9 protein-coding genes are annotated in these 17874 nt (G+C 73.3%); 5 read left to right on the plus strand and 4 right to left on the minus strand.

Features of this window, described 5'->3' with window-relative positions; all coding sequences use genetic code 11:
- Window positions 1-43: 43 nt before the first annotated feature.
- On the minus strand, window positions 44-427 hold the full coding sequence (locus AB0G35_RS13985; RefSeq protein ID WP_360948154.1) for a hypothetical protein: 384 nt from the start codon (window positions 425-427) through the stop codon (window positions 44-46).
- A gap of 176 nt (window positions 428-603) precedes the next feature.
- Window positions 604-2427 (minus strand): PucR family transcriptional regulator, encoded by a 1824-nt coding sequence (locus AB0G35_RS13990; RefSeq protein ID WP_360948156.1) that lies wholly within the window; start codon window positions 2425-2427, stop codon window positions 604-606.
- Between the two features lie 270 nt (window positions 2428-2697).
- Between AB0G35_RS13990 and AB0G35_RS13995 the strand changes: the two genes are divergently transcribed.
- Together AB0G35_RS13995 and AB0G35_RS14000 are read left to right on the plus strand one after the other, a co-directional pair.
- Window positions 2698-4131 carry a sodium:solute symporter gene (locus AB0G35_RS13995; protein WP_360948158.1) on the plus strand — a complete coding sequence of 478 codons (1434 nt, stop codon included), beginning with the start codon at window positions 2698-2700 and terminating at the stop codon, window positions 4129-4131.
- A 116-nt stretch (window positions 4132-4247) separates the two neighbouring features.
- A complete protein-coding gene (locus AB0G35_RS14000) occupies window positions 4248-5915 on the plus strand; it encodes a thiamine pyrophosphate-binding protein (protein WP_360948160.1) in 1668 nt (555 codons plus the stop codon).
- 112 nt (window positions 5916-6027) lie between these two features.
- Here the strand turns inward: AB0G35_RS14000 and AB0G35_RS14005 are convergent, their stop codons facing one another.
- Complete coding sequence (locus AB0G35_RS14005) at window positions 6028-8232, minus strand: YhgE/Pip domain-containing protein (protein WP_360948162.1); 2205 nt, start codon at window positions 8230-8232, stop codon at window positions 6028-6030.
- Window positions 8204-9049, minus strand: coding sequence for an ATP-binding cassette domain-containing protein (locus AB0G35_RS14010; protein ID WP_360948164.1), 846 nt, complete (start codon window positions 9047-9049; stop codon window positions 8204-8206). The genes AB0G35_RS14005 and AB0G35_RS14010 overlap by 29 nt, the downstream gene beginning before the upstream one ends.
- 253 nt (window positions 9050-9302) lie before the next feature.
- Here AB0G35_RS14010 and AB0G35_RS14015 point away from each other — a divergent pair, with 253 nt between their 5' ends.
- The 3 genes from AB0G35_RS14015 to AB0G35_RS14025 all read left to right on the plus strand — a co-directional run bounded on the left by AB0G35_RS14015 (window position 9303) and on the right by AB0G35_RS14025 (window position 17874).
- The gene (locus AB0G35_RS14015; protein WP_360948166.1) at window positions 9303-12137 is read left to right on the plus strand and encodes a discoidin domain-containing protein; all 2835 of its coding nucleotides are present in this window, start codon (window positions 9303-9305) and stop codon (window positions 12135-12137) included.
- A gap of 203 nt (window positions 12138-12340) precedes the next feature.
- Entirely contained in the window at window positions 12341-16186 is a 3846-nt protein-coding gene (locus tag AB0G35_RS14020) for an ABC transporter ATP-binding protein (protein WP_360948168.1), read from the plus strand.
- A 266-nt stretch (window positions 16187-16452) separates the two neighbouring features.
- Entirely contained in the window at window positions 16453-17874 is a 1422-nt protein-coding gene (locus tag AB0G35_RS14025) for a S28 family serine protease (protein WP_360948170.1), read from the plus strand.

The following is a 17874-nucleotide window of genomic DNA, read 5'->3' on the forward strand; positions in this document are numbered from 1 at the left end:
CACGTGCAGAGCAGGGGCGGGTGGAGCGGAGGGGTGGCGGCGACTAGGTCTGCGGCGCCTTGAAGTTGCTGATCAGCTGGCTCTGCGCCTCGGCGTTGGCGACGTGCTGCTTCATCAGCGAGTCGTTGAAGTCCTCGTCGGCCTGGTGGTTGTCGGCCATGGTGTTCAGCGCGCCGCCGATTTCCTGGAGTTTGGCGGCCAGATGGCCCATCGACTCGTACATGCCGTCGCGCAGGCCCTCGTAGACGACGCCGAACTTCTCGCCGATGTCGTCGTCACCCCACGGCGGGGTGTCCTGGCCCTCCAGGCCGGTGAGCGTGTTCTTGAGCTTGTCCACGGCGGACTGGTAGCGCTGTCCGACGTTGGTGAAGTCCCGTCCCCCCGACTTCAGTGACGGGACGTCCGCCTGTAATCCGTCCCCAGCCATCTGTGGCTCCCGTTCCCCACGCGCGTCGACAGTTGTAGGACAACGTTGGTGGAAATTTTAGTCCTGTACTCCCTTGATCCTTCAAGGAGTTGACTGTCACAACGCTGTCACCGACGGCCCCGGATGAACGTCGACGAACGCTACCGACGGTCGGCGGCAGGCCTCGTTGCGTGCCCTCACCGACGTTCCGGGCGACCGTCGCCGGTGCGGTCGAGGCAGCGCAGGGCGAACCACAGCTCCATGCGGACGTCGGTGTCGTCCAGGTCGGTGTCGAGGAGCGCGGCGGTGCGGGCGATGCGCTGGCGGACGGTGTTGCGGTGGATGCCCAGTGCGGCCGCCGTACGGTCCCAACTCCCGTGCAGCGAGAGCCAGGTGTGCAGGGTGGTGACGAGGGCGGGGGAGGCGGTCAGCGGGGCGAGCAGGGTCCGGGCGTGGCGGTGGGCGTCGTCGGGGTCGACGAGGGCGGCGAGTCCGGGCCGGTCGGGGGAGGGGCGGCGGACGAGGGCGGAGCGGTGGGCGAGGGCGCGGCGCAGTGCGGTGGCGGCGTGCCGGTCGGCGGCGGGCAGCTCCTCGACCGGGACCGGGGCGCTGACGCCGAGGGTCCAGCCGGGCTGCGCGTCGATCTCCCGGTCGGCCGGGACCAGGGCCCGCACACGTCGTGCGGACGTCGGCTCCGGCGCCACGAGAGCGGTGCCCAGCGCGGCGGCCAGCGCGGCGGCGTCCGCCTCCGGTGCGGTGGCTCCTCCACGGCGCTCGGCGTGCACCACGGTCCAGAGAGGAGCGCCGAGCAGCGGTCCGACCTCGGCCGGCCGGGCGCCCAGGAGCAGGTGGGCCAGGGCGGTGGAATGTCCGGCGTCGGCCGTACCGCGGGCCGCGGCCGGGCCGGTGATCAGCGACAGCAGTACCGCGGCCACGCCCGCGATGGTGTGCGCGGGCGGATCGTCCGGGTCCGCGGCGACCACCAGGGCGCAGGCCTCCCGCCCGGCGGTGCGCCCCGTCAGGGCGTAGGCGGACAGCTGCGCCCCCGGGAGCGTGTCGGTGGCGGAGGACGGCCCACCGGCCGCGGCCCGTGCCCCGGCCCCGGCCCCGGTCTCGGTCCCGGCCCCGGTCCTGGCCCCGGCCCCGTTCCGGGTCTTGCCCCTGCCTCCGGCCCCGGTCCCGATCCTGCCCCTGCCTCCGGCGCCGGTCCCGGAGTGTGCCCCACCCCCGGACCCGGCCTCGCCGCCCCCGCCAACTCCCCCGCCGACTCCGCCCCCGTCAGCTCCACCGCCGCGGCCGCCCTCGACGACCTGGGCGAGCCGGCCGGCCGCGGTCCGTACCCGGTCGGTGGGGCGGGGCCCGGCCGAACCGTGCTCCGTGCCGTCCGGGCCGAGCAGCGCCGCCCAGCCGTGGACGTGGCGGGCCAGCGCGCGCAGTACGGCACCCGCCGGATCCGGCCGGGCGGCGGCCGCGGCCAGTGCGCGCTGCGCCTCGCCGATCCGGGTCAGCTCCCGGTGGCGGGCCTCCGTGACGGCCTGCCATACGGCGCTCTCCACGGCCGTGAACGGGGTGCCGGCCGGCACCTCCACCAGCGGCAGACCGTGCCGGTCACAGGCCTCCACCAGTGCGGGCGGCACCGCCTCGTGCACCGGCGCGATCCCGAAGCCGAGCGCGGCGGCGCCGGCCGCGACCGTGCGGGCCGCGTACCCGTCGAGGTACGAGGCCAGTGCCGCGTCCGGGTCCCCGCCCGCGGCCCCCGCGGTCACCTCCGCCAGGTGCACGCCCGCCGTCAGCAGCAGCTCGCCGCCCAGGAGGTACGGCACCGGGTCGGCCATTTCGGAGGTGTGCACCCAGTGGAGGGTCACACCCTCCCGCGGCCCCGCGAGCTGGCGCAGCCCGAGATCCGTACGTGCGAGCAGACCCGCCAGCGGCACCGGCGGCGTGGACGGCGCGGTATTCGACGGCGGGCTGGACGGCGGTTGCGGCGCCTGGGCCGACGGAGGCGAAACAGGAGGCGGCATGTGCGGACCCTCCACAGGGGCGGCCGGTGAGTGGAGGAAACGTACACTTCAGCGTCGCCGCGCCGCCTCCTAGGGTCAACCCCCGAGACGAGTCCCGCGGGACGACGAGCCTTCGGGGCGAGCCCACCGGACGAGTCTCCGTGAGGCGGGGCGCTCTCTCCCCCGTGCGCGCCCGCCTCTCTCCCCCTCCCCCTCCCCACACCCCACCCCCACCCCCACCCCCACACACCCCACCCCCTCTCCCCGCGGCGTAGCTGGAAGGGATGGCCCATGGCTGTCGACTATGCGGTGATCGTGCTCTATCTGGCCGGAATGCTCGCCATGGGTTGGTGGGGCATGCGCCGCGCCAAGTCGAAGAGCGAGTTCCTGGTGGCGGGGCGCCGCCTCGGGCCCGCGATGTACTCCGGGACCATGGCCGCGATCGTCCTCGGCGGCGCGTCCACCATCGGGGGCGTCGGCCTCGGCTACCGATACGGCCTCTCCGGCGCCTGGATGGTCTTCACCATCGGCCTCGGGCTCCTCGCCCTGTCGGTCTTCTTCTCCGCGCGGATCGCCCGCCTGAAGGTCTACACCGTCTCCGAGATGCTGGACCTGCGCTACGGCGGCCGGGCGGGCGTGATCTCGGGTGTCGTCATGTGGGCGTACACCCTGATGCTGGCCGTCACCTCGACCATCGCCTACGCCACGATCTTCGACGTCCTCTTCGACCTGAACCGCACCGTCGCGATCGTCCTCGGCGGCTCGATCGTCGTCGCGTACTCGACGCTCGGCGGCATGTGGTCGATCACCCTCACCGACATGGTGCAGTTCGTGGTCAAGACGATCGGCGTGCTGCTCCTGCTCCTGCCCATCGCGGTGGTCAAGGCCGGCGGCTTCGCCGAGATGAAGGCCAAGCTCCCGACCTCGTACTTCGACCCGCTGGGCATCGGCGGCGAGACGATCTTCACCTACGTGCTGATCTACACGTTCGGCATGCTCATCGGGCAGGACATCTGGCAGCGCGTGTTCACCGCGCGCAGCGACCGGACCGCCAAGTGGGGCGGCACGGTCGCCGGTACCTACTGTCTCGCCTACGCCCTCGCCGGTGCCGTCATCGGTACGGCGGCCAAGGTGCTGTACCCGAAGCTGGGCAGCCCGGACGACGCCTTCGCCACCATCGTCAAGGACGAACTCCCGGTCGGCGTACGGGGGTTGGTGCTCGCCGCGGCCCTGGCCGCCGTGATGTCGACGTCGTCCGGCGCGCTGATCGCCTGCGCGACGGTGGCCAACAACGACATCTGGTCGCGACTGCGCGGGGCCATCCGCACATCCGACGACGCGCACGACGAGGTCAAGGGCAACCGGGCCTTCATCCTCCTCATGGGCCTCGCCGTGATCGGCACGGCCATCGCGCTGAACGATGTCGTCGAGGCGCTGACGGTGGCGTACAACCTGCTCGTCGGCGGGCTCCTGGTCCCGATCCTCGGCGGCCTGCTGTGGAAGCGCGGCACGGTGCAGGGTGCGCTGGCCTCGGTGACAGTCGGCGGCCTGGCGGTCATCGGCCTGATGGCCGGCTACGGCATCCTCGCCAACGAGCCCGTCTACTACGGACTGCTCGCCTCCCTCGTGACCTATGTGGGGGTCAGCCTGGCCACCCGGCCCACGGACGCGGCGGTGCTCGCGGTGTGGCGGTCACGGCTGCAGGCCAGCCCGTCCGAGGCTTGAGCAACGCACGGCGAGACGTCCCCCCCGACCCCCTGCCCCCGACCCCGCGCCCCCGACCCCGCGCCCCCGCCGAGACGCCTCGAAGCACCCGCCGACAGACGGAGAGTCACTTCGCCATGAGCACCACCGCATCCGCAGCCGCCCCCGCCCCGTCCCCGACGGACCCCCCGCGCACCGGCGGCGACCTGGTCGTCGAGTCGCTGGCCGTGCTCGGCGCGCAGACCGTCTTCGGGCTGCCGGGCCAGCACGCGCTCGGGGTGTTCGACGCGCTGCGCCGTTCCGCGCTGCGGTACGTGGGGCTGCGGGTGGAGAACAACGCCGGCTTCGCCGCCGACGCCTACGCCCGGGTGACGCACGGGGTCGCGCCGCTGCTGGTCTCCACCGGGCCCGGTGCGCTGATGACGCTGCCCGCGCTGCAGGAGGCGGCGGCCGGCTCCGCCGCCGTCCTGGCGATCGGCAGCCAGGTCCCGCTGGCCGGGATCGGTGGCGGCCGGCACGGCTATCTGCATGAACTCACCGACCAGAGCGCCGCGTTCCGGGACGTGGTGAAGTCGGTCCACACCGTCCGTACCGCCTCCCAGATCCCGTCGGCGGTGGCCGCCGCCTGGGAGTCGGCGAGGGGCGCGCCGCACGGCCCGGTGTGGCTGGAGATCCCGCAGGACGTGCTGCTGGCGCCGGTCGACGTGCCGCCGGTGGCCGGCCTCGCCGTGGCTCCGCGGGTCCCCGCGCCCCGGCCGGAGCTGGTCCGTGCCGCCGCCGAGCGGCTGACCGGGGCCCGTCGTCCGGTGATCCTGGCCGGCGGCGGGGTCGTACGGGCCGGGGCCGAGGCGGAGCTGCTGGCGCTGGCCGAGCGGCTGCGGGCGCCGGTGGCCACGACGTTCGGCGGCAAGGGCGCGTTCCCCTGGGAGCATCCGCTCTCGCTGCAGTCCTGGCTGGAGGACCGGCACACCACCGACTTCCTGGAGGACGCCGACACCTTGCTGGTCGTCGGGTCCGGTCTGGGCGAACTCTCCTCGAACTACCACACGTTCCGGCCGCGTGGCCGGGTCGTCCAGATCGAGGCGGACCTCGGCAAGCTGGAGTCCAACCACGCCGCGCTGGGCATCCACGCGGACGCCCGGCAGGCGCTCCGGGCCCTGCTGGAGACGGTGGGGGAGCGCACGGACGAGTCGGCGCCGCTGCGGGTGCGGGAGCTGCTGGCGAAGGTCGCGGCCCGCATCGCCGCCCAGGAACTGACCCTGGAACAGGACGTGCTGGCCGCCGTCCGCCGCGCGCTGCCCGCCGACTCCCCGTCCTTCTGGGACATGACGATCCTGGCGTACTGGGCGTGGTCGGCCTTCGATCCCGAGGGCGTGAACACCATGCACTCCGCGCAGGGCGCCGGCGGCCTCGGCTACGGCTTCCCGGCGGCGCTCGGCGCGGCGGCCGCGGACCCCACCCGCCCGGTCCTGGCGGTGTCGGGGGACGGCGGCGCCATGTACTCGATCGCCGAGCTGGCCACCGCCCGCCAGTACGGCCTGCCGGTGACCTGGCTGATCGTGGACGACGGCGGCTACGGCATCCTGCGCGCGTACATGACGGACGCCTTTGGCGAGGCCACCGGCACCGAACTGACCCGCCCGGACTTCGTCGCCCTGGCCGAGTCGTTCGGCGTGCCCGCGGTCAGGACCACCCCCGAACGGCTGGACGCGGACCTGGCCGCGGCGCTCGCCGCCCCCGGCCCCTCGGTCGTCGTCCTGCCGGCCCGGCTGCAGATGTTCGCACCGACGCACCTGCCGGCCTGACGCCGGGCCCCGCCGGGCCCCACCGGGCCGGCGCCGGACTTTCGGGGCCCGAACGCGCAGGTGCGGTGCCGGAGGACCGGCACCGCACCGCGGGTACTTCCGAGCAGGCTTCCTAGAGGCTGAGCTCCGGATGCAGGTCCTTCATCCGTACGACCTGGCGGCTGCGCGCCGCGAGGGCGGTGAGGGCCAGGGCACCGAGGGTGAAGGCGGCGAGGACCGCGCTGCCCTGCCAGACGACGGCCGGGTCGCCGCCGGTGATCAGCTTGCGCAGCCCGTCGACGACGTAGCTCATCGGCAGGAAGGGGTGCAGGGCGGCGAAGAAGCCGGGGCTGGTCTGCACCGGGTAGGTGCCGCCCGCCGAGGTCAGCTGGAGCATCAGCACGACCAGGGTGAGCACCCGGCCGGCCGGGCCGAAGAAGGCGCTCAGCAGCTGGATGATGGCGGTGAACGCGGCCGTGGCCAGCACCAGGAAGCCGATGGTGGCGGCCGGGCGGGTCATCTGGAGACCGAGGCCCCAGTGGAGCACGGCCATCAGGGCCAGCACCTGGACGACGCCGATGGCGAAGGCCGGCAGCCAGGAGCCGAGGGCGATCCGCCAGCCGGGGGCGCCCGCGGCCAGCGCGCGCTTGCCCAGCGGCTGCAGCAGCATGAAGGCGACCATCGCGCCGACCCAGAGGGACAGCGGGATGAAGTACGGCGCGAGGCCGGTGCCGTAATTGGGCGCCTTGTGCAGCGACTTGGCGGCCAGGGCGACCGGGTCGGCCATCACCTCGGTGCGGGCGTCGCGGTCCTTCTTGTCGTAGTCGGGGATCTTGCTGACGCCGCTGTGCAGCCCGTCGGCCAGCTCGTTGGTGCCGTCCTTGAGCTTGAACAGGCCGCCGGTGAGCTTCTCGGCGCCGTCTGCGGCGGTGCCGAGCTTGTCGTGCAGCTCGCCCGCGCCGTCGGTCAGCCGGCGGTTGCCGTCGGCGACCTTGCCGGTGCCGTCGGCGACCTTGCCTGCCCCGTCGGCGAGCTCACCGAGCTTGTCGGCGAACAGGGCCGCACCCTGGGAGACCTTCTGCGCACCGGTGTTGAGCGCGTTGATCTGGCCGACGGCGGTGTCGGCCCGGTCGGCGATGCCCGGCGCCTGCCGGGCGACCAGCACCGCGCCCCGGTGCAGCTCGCGCAGCTTCTGGTGCCACTGGGCGAAGTCGGTGCGGGCGATGGTGTCGTTGACCTTCTCCGCCAGGTCGGCCGCGGCGGCGGTGCCGGTCGCGATGCCCTTGAGCTTGGCGCAGTCGGTGTCGGTGGAGACGAGCCCGCCGCAGCGCTCCCGGTACAGGTCAGCGGCGTTGTCGGCGTTCGTACGGGCCTGCTCGGCGGCCTTGGCCGAGTCCCCGGGGAGCTTGCTGAGGTCGGCGTCGAGCCGCTGGCTGAGGTCGGCGACGATCTGTGCCTTCTCGCCGATCTCCGCGCCGTGCTCGCGCAGGAACGGCAGGTCCTTGCGGGCGAGGCCCGAGACCTTGTCGGCGAGCTGCTGGGTGCCGTCCGCGACCCGGCCGGCGCCCCGGCTCAGCTCCTGGGCCTTCGCGCTGGCGCCCGCCGCGCCCTTGCTGACGCGCTTGGCGCCCTGGTCGACGGCTCCGGCGCCCCGGCTGAGCTGGCCGGCCTTGTCGTGCAGTTCACCCGAGCCGTCGTCCAGCTTCCCCAGCCCGTCGGCCAGTTCGCCGGTCTTCTCCTTCGCGGTGCCGACCCCGTCGTCGACCTTCCCCGCGCCGTCGGCGGCCTCGGCCGTCTTGTCGTGCAGGTCGGAGAAGGACACGAAGATCTTGTCGAGCATGCCGCGGGTCGACGTCGCCGAGGTCTTCGCGCGGATCTCGGAGAAGACCGTCTTGGAGATCGAGCCGACGACGTAGTTGTTGGCGTCGTTCGTGCGGACCTGGAGGGCGCCGGTCTGCGGGTCGTCGCCGGAGCTGGAGGCGAGCCGCTCGCTGAAGTTCGCCGGGACGGTCAGGGAGAGGTAGTACGTGCCGTCCTCGACGCCCTTGGCGGCGTCCTCGGCGCTGACCTCCTCCCAGTCGAAGGTCTTGCTGTCCTTGACGCTCTTGGCCAGTTCGTCGCCGGCGGTGATCTTCTTGCCGCCGGCGGTGGCGCCCCGGTCGTCGTTGACCAGCGCCACCGGGATCTTGTCCAGGCGGGCGTAGGGGTCCCAGAAGGAGCAGAGGTACAGCGCCCCGTAGAGCAGGGGGATCAGCATCAGGGTGACCAGCCCGATCCGGGGCAGCTTCCCCCGGCCGAAACGCCTGAGCTCAAGCGCGGCCAGCTTCGGCGAACGCATGCGCCGCTTCCTCCTCGGTGGTGTGGGGGGTGGTCTCCGGGCCGTCCTGGTCCGGGGCGGGGTCCGCGGGCCGTGCGGTGGTCGCGGGTCGTGCGGTGTCCGCGGGCCCTGCCGTGCCCGCAGCCGTGGTGCGGACGGTCAGCGCGTCCGCGGGGGCGTCGCTGCCGGCCGCCACCACGGTGATGCCGGCCAGCGCGAGGTCCCGCAACAGCTGCCAGGCCAGGCCGCGTTCGGCCGGGGACAGCTTGAGGTCGACGTCGTCGACGGCGAGCAGCTGCGGGTCCTGCATGACCGCGAGCGCGATCGACAGCCGCAGGGCCTGAAGCCGTTCCAGGTCGCGGACGGTGGTCCGCAGGCCCTTGGGGAGGGTGTCGGGGTCGAGTCCGGCGACCGCCAGCGCGGCGTCGATCCGGGCCCGGGTGGCCTCCCTGTGCCGCTTGCCCCACGGCAGCAGCCCGGCCGGGGAGTTGGTGCTCCGGCGGGCCAACAGGGCCTGTTCCTTGAGGTGTTCGCCGACGGTGAGGGCCGGTTCCAGGTCGGCGACGCCCGGGACGTGGGCGAGCGCGGTACGCCCGCGGACCGTGCCCATCCGCTTGGGCAGCGGGAAGCCGGCGACCACGGCCGAGCCCTCGGTGATCCGCATCCGGCCGGTCAGGGCGAGCAGCAGGCAGGTGCGCCCGGAGCCCGAGGGGCCCTCGACGGCGATCAGTGAGCCCGGCTCGGCGGTGATGTCGACGCCCCGGAAGGCCCAGCCGCGTGGGCCCCGCACTCCTATCCCCGTGGCGTGGACCGCCGCCCCCTTGCGGGTGGTGTTCACAACCCCTCCCCATTTGATCTGACTGGTCAGTCTAAAAGTGTGCCGTACCCGGGGCCCTTTTGACCAATCGGCCGGCTTCGGCGGACGCGGGAACGGCGAACGGGGCGCGTCCCGGGTTATTTGCTCCGTTTGGGGCCGTGACCCGAACGGGGGACTCGGCTTATGGTGCCGACATGGCGGGGGCCTGATGATGTTCACGTGGTGCCCGTGGCGCGGACCCGCGGCACGGGCTCTTCATGGATGACGGAGAACCATGGAAGATTCGACACGTCACCCCGCCCGCCTGCCCTCCCGCGACCCGGCCGGACCGCCTCCCGGCCGCACCGCCCGCCGCTCCCGCAAGACCCTCGCGCCGCTCCTCGCGGCCGCCCTGGTCGCGGTCCTCGCACCGGTCTCCGCCTCGGCCGCCGCCCCGTCCGGGGGGCCGCCACCGGAACCGGACACCGGCCCGCACGGCCCCTGCCTGACCGGCCACGACCGCGACGGCTGGACCGCCACCTCCGGCAAGATCGACCCGGCGGACAGCTACCACGCCTTCGTCGGCAACGGCTACCTCGGCCAGCGCGTACCGCCCAACGGCACCGGCTACGCGGCCCCCGGCGGGGAGACCGGCTGGCCCCTGAAGACGCCCGCGTACGACGGCTCCTTCGTCTCCGGGCTCTACGCCAAGGGCCCCAAGAACGTCCAGGGCCGCCAGGCCATCGCCGCGCTCCCCACCTGGACCACGCTGAACGTCGGCACCGGCGGCGCCCACCCCGACACCTTCTCCTCGGACACCGCACCCGGCCGGATATCGCACTACCGCCAGTCCCTCTCGCTGCGCTGCGGCTTCGTCCGCACCTCGCTGACCTGGACGGCCGCCGACGGCCGGCGCACCGACCTGGTCTACGACGTGCTCACCGACCGCACCGACGCGCACACCGGCGCCGTACGGCTGCGCATGACGCCCCACTGGAGCGGCGCCGCCACCGTCACCGACGCCCTCGACGGCCGCGGCGCCCGCCGGATGACGGCCTCCGGCACACCTTCCGCCTCCAAGGACACGTCCGGCGGAACCATGGACGTCGGCTTCCGCACGGACGGCACCCGCACCGAGGGCGCGGTGGCCTCCACCCTGCGCCCCGGCCCCGGCGTCCGGGCCGCCGCGCCCCGGCAGGCCCCGCGCTCCGGCCGGGCCGCCTCCCTCAGCAACCGCCAGCAGGTCACCTTCCCGGTCCGCAGCGGCCGCTCGTACGAACTGGCCAAGTACGTCGGCGTGGACACCGCGCTCACCTCCCGCCACCCGCGCGCCGCCGCCGACGCCGCCTCCCGCCGGGCCGCCCGGCTCGGCTGGCAGCAGCTGTTCGCCCGGCACACCGCCGCCTGGCGGCAGCTCTGGCGCAGCGACATCGAGGTCGAGGGGCAGCGCGAGCTGCAGACCTGGGTCCGCTCGGCGCAGTACGGCCTGCTCTCCAGCGTCCGCGCCGGCAGCCGCAACAGCATCGGGCCCACCGGCCTGACCAGCGACAACTACGCCGGTGAGATCTTCTGGGACGCCGAGACCTGGATGTACCCGGGCCTGCTCGCCACCCACCCCGACCTCGCCCGGTCGATCGTCGACTACCGCTACCGGACCCGCGCCGGCGCCCGCGAGAACGCCCGCAAGCTCGGCTACAAGGGACTGTTCTACGCCTGGACCAGCGGCAGCAAGGGCGACCTGTGGAACGAGTGTCACAGCTGGGACCCGCCGCACTGCAAGACCCAGAACCACCTGATGGGCGACATCTCCCTCGCCACCTGGCAGTACTACCTCGCCACCAAGGACACCGCCTGGCTGCGCTCGCGCGGCTGGCCGGTCCTGAAGGGCATCGCCGAGTTCTGGGCCTCCCGGGCCACCCGCAACACCGACGGCAGCTACTCGGTCAAGAACGTCGCCGGGCCCGACGAGTACAGCAACGGGGTCAACGACGGCGTCTTCACCAACGCCGGCGCCGCCACCGCCCTGCGCCACGCCACCCGGATCGCCGCCGTCCTCGGCGAGCACGCCCCGGCCTCCTGGAACACCCTCGCCGACAAGCTGCGCATTCCCTACGACGCGAAGAAGAAGGTCTTCGAGCAGTACGCCGGCTACCAGGGCACCACCATCAAGCAGGCCGACACCGTGCTGCTGATGTACCCGCTGGAATGGCCGATGTCGCAGGCCAAGGCGGCCCGCACGCTGGACTTCTACGCCGCGCACACCGACCCGGACGGCCCGGCCATGACCGACTCGGTGCACGCCATCGACGCCGCGGGCATCGGCGAGGCCGGCTGCTCCACGTACACCTACCTGCTCCGCTCCATCAAGCCGTTCGTGCGCGGTCCGTTCGCGCAGTTCTCCGAGGCGCGCGGCAACAAGGCCGGCGCCGACGACCCGCACGCCGGCCGGCCGGCACAGGACTTCCTCACCGGCAAGGGCGGCTTCCTGCAGACCTTCACCAACGGCCTGACCGGGCTGCGGCTGCGCGAGGACCGGGTGCACCTCGACCCGCTGCTGCCGCCGCAGCTCGCCGACGGCGTCACCCTGCGCGGACTGCACTGGCAGGGCCGGACCTACGACCTCGCGATCGGCGCGCACCAGACCACGGTGCGGCTGACCTCGGGGGCGCCGATGCGGATCGAGTCGCCGCAGGGCGAGCAGATCGTCAGCCGCGGCGTACCGGCCGTCCTCAAGACCCGCCGGCCCGACCTCGCGGCCACCACGAACGCCGCCCGCTGCACCCCGGCGAGGGCGACCTCCGAGGAGCCCGGGATGTACGCGGTCGGCGCGGTGGACGGCAACGCCACCACGGGCTGGGTGCCCGGCTCGGCGGACGGCACCCTCACCGTCGATCTCGGCCGCCCCACCCGGATCGGGAAGATCACCCCGCACTGGACCTCGGCCCGCCCGAAGTCCTTCCTCGTCCAGGTGTCGCGGGACGGCACGCACTGGACGGGCGCCGGCTCGGCCGGCCACGGCCCGTTCCGGTACGTCCGGGTCACGGTGCACGGCGACCGGACGCCGGCGGCCGACGGGAAGCCGCGGCCGCACCCGGGCATCTCGGAGCTGACCGTGCAGCGGCTGAACTGACCGACCCACCTGGTCAGGCTGCTTGACCGCGGCTCCCGATTGCACGCCGTGCGCCGGCCGGCCCCTCCGGGCCGGCCGGCGCACGGCGTGCTGCGCACGGCGCACGATCCGGTACGCAACCGCTGGTTTGGTGCAGCGGGATGAAATTCATACCGGGTGGTGTTGGTGCCTTGCGGTAGACGTCGAGGCGTGGGAGGCACCGGGTGGCGGGGACGGACGCGGACAGGGCAGGAGCCGGCTGGGCACGGCGGCTGACCCGGGACTGCTGGCAGTACCGGAAGGACGTGCTGCTCGCCCTCGGGGCCTCACTGGCCGGGATGGCCGTGCTGGCCCTGGTCCCGCTCGTGCCGAAACTGATCATCGACGACGTCATCGTCAGCCACCGGCGGGCCCTCGCCCCCTGGGCGAGCCTGCTGGTCGCCGCCGCCGTGGCCGTCTACGTCCTCACCTACCTCCGCCGCTTCTACGGCGGACGCCTCGCCCTGGACCTCCAGCACGACCTGCGCACCCGTATGTACGGCGCGATATCCCGGCTCGACGGCCGCCGTCAGGACGAGCTGAGCACCGGCCAGGTCGTCGGCCGCGCCACCAGTGACCTCCAGCTGATCCAGAGCCTGCTGTTCATGCTCCCGATGATGATCGGGAACGTCCTGCTGTTCGTGATCTCCCTGGTCGTGATGGCGGTGCTCTCCCCGCTCCTCACGGTCATCGCGCTGGCCGTCGCGCCCGCCCTGTGGTTCATCGCCAAGCGCAGCCGCGCCCGGCTCTTCCCCGCCACCTGGTACGCCCAGGGCCAGGCGGCCGCGGTCGCCGGTGTGGTGGACGGCGCGGTCTCCGGCGTCCGGGTCGTCAAGGGCTTCGGCCAGGAGGAGCAGGAGACCGGCAAGCTCCGCGAGGCCGGCCGCCGGCTCTTCGCCGGCCGGCTGCGCACGGTCCGCCTCAATGCCCGCTACACCCCCGCCCTGCAGGCCGTCCCCGCCCTCGGCCAGGTCGCGATGCTGGCGCTCGGCGGCTGGATGGCCACCCGCGGCCAGGTCACCCTCGGCACCTTCGTCGCCTTCTCCACCTACCTCGCGCAGCTGGTCGGCCCGGTCCGGATGCTCGCGATGATGCTGACCGTCGGACAACAGGCCCGGGCCGGCGTCGAGCGGGTCTACGAACTCATCGACACCGAACCGGCGCTGACCGAACGGCCGGACGCCCATGAGCTGCCCGCCGACGTCCCGGCCAGCGTCGAGTTCGACAAGGTGACCTTCGGCTACGGCACCGGCGACGGCACCCGCCCGGTCCTCGACGGCTTCTCCCTGCGCATCGAGCCCGGCGAGACGGTCGCCGTGGTCGGTACGTCCGGCAGCGGCAAATCCACCGTCTCACTGCTGCTGCCCCGCTTCTACGACGTCACCGCCGGCCGCGTCCTGGTCGGCGGCCACGACGTCCGCGACCTCACCCTCGCCTCACTGCGCGCCGCCATCGGCCTGGTCCCCGAGCACAGCTTCCTGTTCTCCGACTCCGTGCGCGACAACATCGCCTACGGCAACCCCGGCGCCACCGACGCCGAGATCCGGGCCGCGGCCCGCGCCGCGCAGGCCGACGGCTTCATCTCCGAGCTCCCCGACGGCTACGACACCGAGGTCGGCGAGCAGGGCCTGACCCTCTCCGGCGGCCAGCGGCAGCGCATCGCCCTGGCCCGTGCGATCCTCACCGACCCCCGGCTGCTGGTCCTCGACGACGCCACCTCCGCCGTCGACGCCCGCGTCGAGCACGAGATCCACGAGGCGCTGCGCGGCGTCATGGCGGGCCGCACCACCCTGCTCATCGCGCACCGCGCCTCCACCCTGGCGCTCGCCGACCGGGTCGCCGTCCTCGACGGCGGGCACCTGGTCGACGTCGGCACCCAGGAGGAGCTGGCGGAGCGATGTCCGCTCTACCGCGAGCTGCTGACCGACCCGGAGGAGCTGGGCGGCATCGAGCGGGACCCGGCGGGCGAGCTGGCCGGCGCCTTCGACGGCGAATTCGCGGCGAGCGGGCTGCTGGAGTACGCGTACGACGCACCCGACACCGACGAACCGGAGACCGACGAGCCGGCCGCCGCCACCATCACCCCCGAGCTGTGGGTCCGCCGCGAACAGGACGCCGAGGCCGGCGCGGCCGGTGTGGCGCCCGGCGCGGCGGCCGCCGCCGGACCCGGCATGGCCGCCGCGACCGCCGGCCTGCCCGCGACCCCCGCCCTGCTCGACCAGGTCGCCGCCCTCCCGCCGGCCGCCGACACCCCGGACGTCGACGAGGACCAGGCCGTCCGCCCCGAGCGCTCCTACGGCCTGCGCCGGCTGCTGCACGGCTTCGGCACCCCGCTGGCCGTCGCCCTGGCCCTGGTCGCCGTCGACGCCGTCGCCGGGCTGCTGCTGCCCGTCCTGATCCGGCAGGGCATCGACGACGGCGTCCGCCGCGGCGTGCTGACCGGCGTGTGGACGGCCGCGGCGCTCGCCCTGATCGTGGTCCTCGCCCAGTGGGCCGCCCAGTTCGGCGGCAACCGCATGACCGGCCGCACCGGCGAACGGGTGCTGTACGCGCTCCGCCTGAAGATCTTCGCGCAGCTGCAGCGCCTCGGCCTCGACTACTACGAGCGCGAGCTGACCGGCAAGATCATGACCAGGATGACCACCGACATTGACGCCTTGTCGACATTCCTGCAGACCGGGCTGGTCACCGCCCTGGTCTCGATGCTGACGTTCTTCGGCATACTCGTCGCCCTGCTGGCCATCGACCTCCAGCTGGCCCTGGTCGTCTTCGCCACCCTCCCGCCGCTGATCATCGGCACGTACTTCTTCCGCAAGCAGAGCGTCAAGGCGTACGAACTCGCCCGCGAGCGGATCAGCACGGTCAACGCCGACCTCCAGGAGAGCGTCGCCGGCCTGCGGATCGTCCAGGCGTTCCGCCGGGAGAACAGCGGCGCCGAGCGGTTCGCCGCCCGCAGCGACGCCTACCGCCGGGCCCGGGTCCACGGCCAGCTCCTGATATCGGTCTACTTCCCCTTCGTGCAGCTGCTGTCGTCCGTCGCGGCGGCGCTGGTGCTGATCGTCGGCGCCGACCGGGTGGGCGCGGGCACCCTCACCGCCGGCGCGCTGGTCGCCTACCTGCTCTACATCGACCTGTTCTTCGCCCCCGTCCAGCAGCTCTCCCAGGTCTTCGACGGCTACCAGCAGGCCTCCGTCTCGCTGGGCCGCATCCAGGAGCTGCTGCGCGAGCCGACCTCCACGCCCGCCGCCGAACGCCCCCGCGAGGTGCCCGCGCTGCGCGGCGAGCTCACCTTCGACGACGTCCACTTCCGGTACGGGACGGCGGACACGCCCGCGCTGGACGGGATCAGCCTCACCGTCCCGGCGGGCCAGACCGTGGCCTTCGTCGGCGAGACCGGCGCCGGCAAGTCCACCCTGGTCAAGCTGGTCGCGCGGTTCTACGACCCGACCTCGGGCGCGGTCCGCGTCGACGGCACCGACCTGCGCGAGCTGGACCTGACCGGCTACCGCCGCCGCCTCGGCGTCGTCCCCCAGGAGCCGTACCTCTTCGCCGGCACGGTCCGCGACGCCATCGCCTACGGCCGCCCCGACGCCACCGACGCCGAGGTCGAGGCCGCCGCCCGCGCCGTCGGCGCACACGCCATGATCGCCACCCTGGAGGGCGGCTACCTCCACGAGGTCGCCGAACGCGGCCGCAACCTCTCCGCCGGCCAGCGCCAGCTGCTCGCCCTGGCCCGCGCCGAACTCGTCGACCCGGACGTGCTGTTGCTCGACGAGGCCACCGCCGCCCTCGACCTCGCCACCGAAGCCGTCGTCAACCAGGCCACCGACCGCTTGGTCGGCCGCCGCACCACCCTGGTCGTGGCCCACCGCCTGACCACCGCCGCCCGCGCCGACCGGGTCGTGGTCCTCGACCGCGGCCGGATCGCCGAGGACGGCAGCCACGCCCAACTCCTCGCCCGCGACGGCCGCTACGCCGAACTGTGGCGCACCTTCACCGGCGAGGGCGAGGAAGAGGAACTGGTGGCCTGACGCTCCGGAAGCGGCCCGGCCGACCCGATGCGGCCGACCGCCGCCCCGAACCCCCGCGGCCCCGCCGCCGTCCCGAGCCCCCGCGGACCCGCCGCCCCCCCGAGCCCCTGTGGCCCGGCCGCCCCCGAGCCCCCGTGGCCCGCCCGCCGCCCGCCGCTGCCCCCGGCGGCCCGGCCGCCGGTCCCCGGACGGCCCTCGGGGGCTGGTGGTGCCCCCGGTGCGCCGATAGGTTCAGGCCGACCTTTGCAATCCCAAGGGGAGGGTGCATGCGCAAGGCCACCAGATGGCTGCTGTCGCTCGCCGTGCTCATAGGCACGGCCACCGCCGGCAGCGCCTCGGCGGGAGCGGCCACCGCCGCCGAGCCGACGACCAAGGACATCAAGGACCGGATCCTCGCGATACCGGGCATGAGCCTCGTCGAGGAGAAGCCGGTCGACGGCTACCGGTACTTCGTCCTGAACTACACCCAGCCGATCGACCACGACCACCCGGCCAGGGGGACCTTCCAGCAGCGGCTGACCGTGCTGCACAAGTCCGTGGACCGCCCGACGGTGTTCTTCACCTCCGGCTACAACGTCAGCACCACGCCGTCCCGCAGCGAACCCACGAAGATCATCGACGGCAACCAGGTCTCCCTGGAATACCGGTACTTCACCCCGTCGCGGCCCACGCCCACCGACTGGAAGAAGCTCGACATCCGGCAGGCCGCCACCGACCAGCACCGCATCTTCCGGGCGCTGCACGCCATCTACGGCAAGAACTGGATCGCCACCGGCGGCAGCAAGGGCGGCATGACCGCCACCTACTACCGCCGCTTCTTCCCGCACGACATGAACGGCACCGTCGCCTACGTCGCGCCCAACGACGTGAACAACGACGAGGACTCCGCCTACGACCGGTTCTTCCAGCACGTCGGCACCGCCCAGTGCCGCGCCGACCTCGCCGCCATCGAACGCGAGGCACTGCTGCGCCGCGGCGAGATGGTCAAGCGCTTCCAGGACTGGGCCGACAAGGAGAAGCAGACCTTCACCAAAACCGGCAGCGCCGACCGGGCCTACGAAGTCATGGTCACGGACCTGGTGTTCGGGTTCTGGCAGTACCAGCCCGCCGAGACCGCCTGCGCCGAGGTGCCCAAGCCCACCGTCTCCACCGACGAGCTGTGGAAGTGGATGGACAAGGTCGGCGGCTTCGACAGCTACACCGACCAGGGCATGGAGCCCTACCTGCCGTACTACTACCAGGCGGGCACCCAGCTCGGTGAACCCGGCTACGGCTACCCGAACCTGGCCGGCCTGCTGAAGTACCCCGGCATCAACAACTCCCGCACGTTCGTGCCGAAGGACATCCCGATGCGCTTCGACAAGCGCGCGATGCCCGACGTCGACCGCTGGGTGCGCCACCACGCCCGGCGCATGATGTTCGTCAACGGCCAGTACGATCCGTGGAGTTCGGAACACTTCGAGGTCGGCAAGGGCTCCCGTGACGCGTACGTCTTCACCGTCCCGGGCGGCAACCACGGCTCCAACATCGCCAAGCTGAAGGACGCCGACCGCACCAAGGCCACCGCCGAACTCCTCGCCTGGGCCGGCGTGCCGGCGCCCGCGGGCACCACCCCCGCCCCGCTGGCCCGGCCCGACAAGAAGCTGGACAAGCAGGAGAACCGCCGGATGCCGACGCTGCGCCCCTGA

The organism is Streptomyces sp. NPDC021749, from assembly GCF_040640655.1.
Lineage (GTDB): Bacteria > Actinomycetota > Actinomycetes > Streptomycetales > Streptomycetaceae > Streptomyces.

Coding starts and splice junctions, on each gene's coding strand:
- AB0G35_RS13985 (WP_360948154.1), bottom strand. CDS start 427: ATGGCTGGGGACGGATTACAGGCGGACGTCCCGTCACTGAAGTCGGGG.
- AB0G35_RS13990 (WP_360948156.1), bottom strand. CDS start 2,427: ATGCCGCCTCCTGTTTCGCCTCCGTCGGCCCAGGCGCCGCAACCGCCG.
- AB0G35_RS13995 (WP_360948158.1), top strand. CDS start 2,698: ATGGCTGTCGACTATGCGGTGATCGTGCTCTATCTGGCCGGAATGCTC.
- AB0G35_RS14000 (WP_360948160.1), top strand. CDS start 4,248: ATGAGCACCACCGCATCCGCAGCCGCCCCCGCCCCGTCCCCGACGGAC.
- AB0G35_RS14005 (WP_360948162.1), bottom strand. CDS start 8,232: ATGCGTTCGCCGAAGCTGGCCGCGCTTGAGCTCAGGCGTTTCGGCCGG.
- AB0G35_RS14015 (WP_360948166.1), top strand. CDS start 9,303: ATGGAAGATTCGACACGTCACCCCGCCCGCCTGCCCTCCCGCGACCCG.
- AB0G35_RS14025 (WP_360948170.1), top strand. CDS start 16,453: ATGCGCAAGGCCACCAGATGGCTGCTGTCGCTCGCCGTGCTCATAGGC.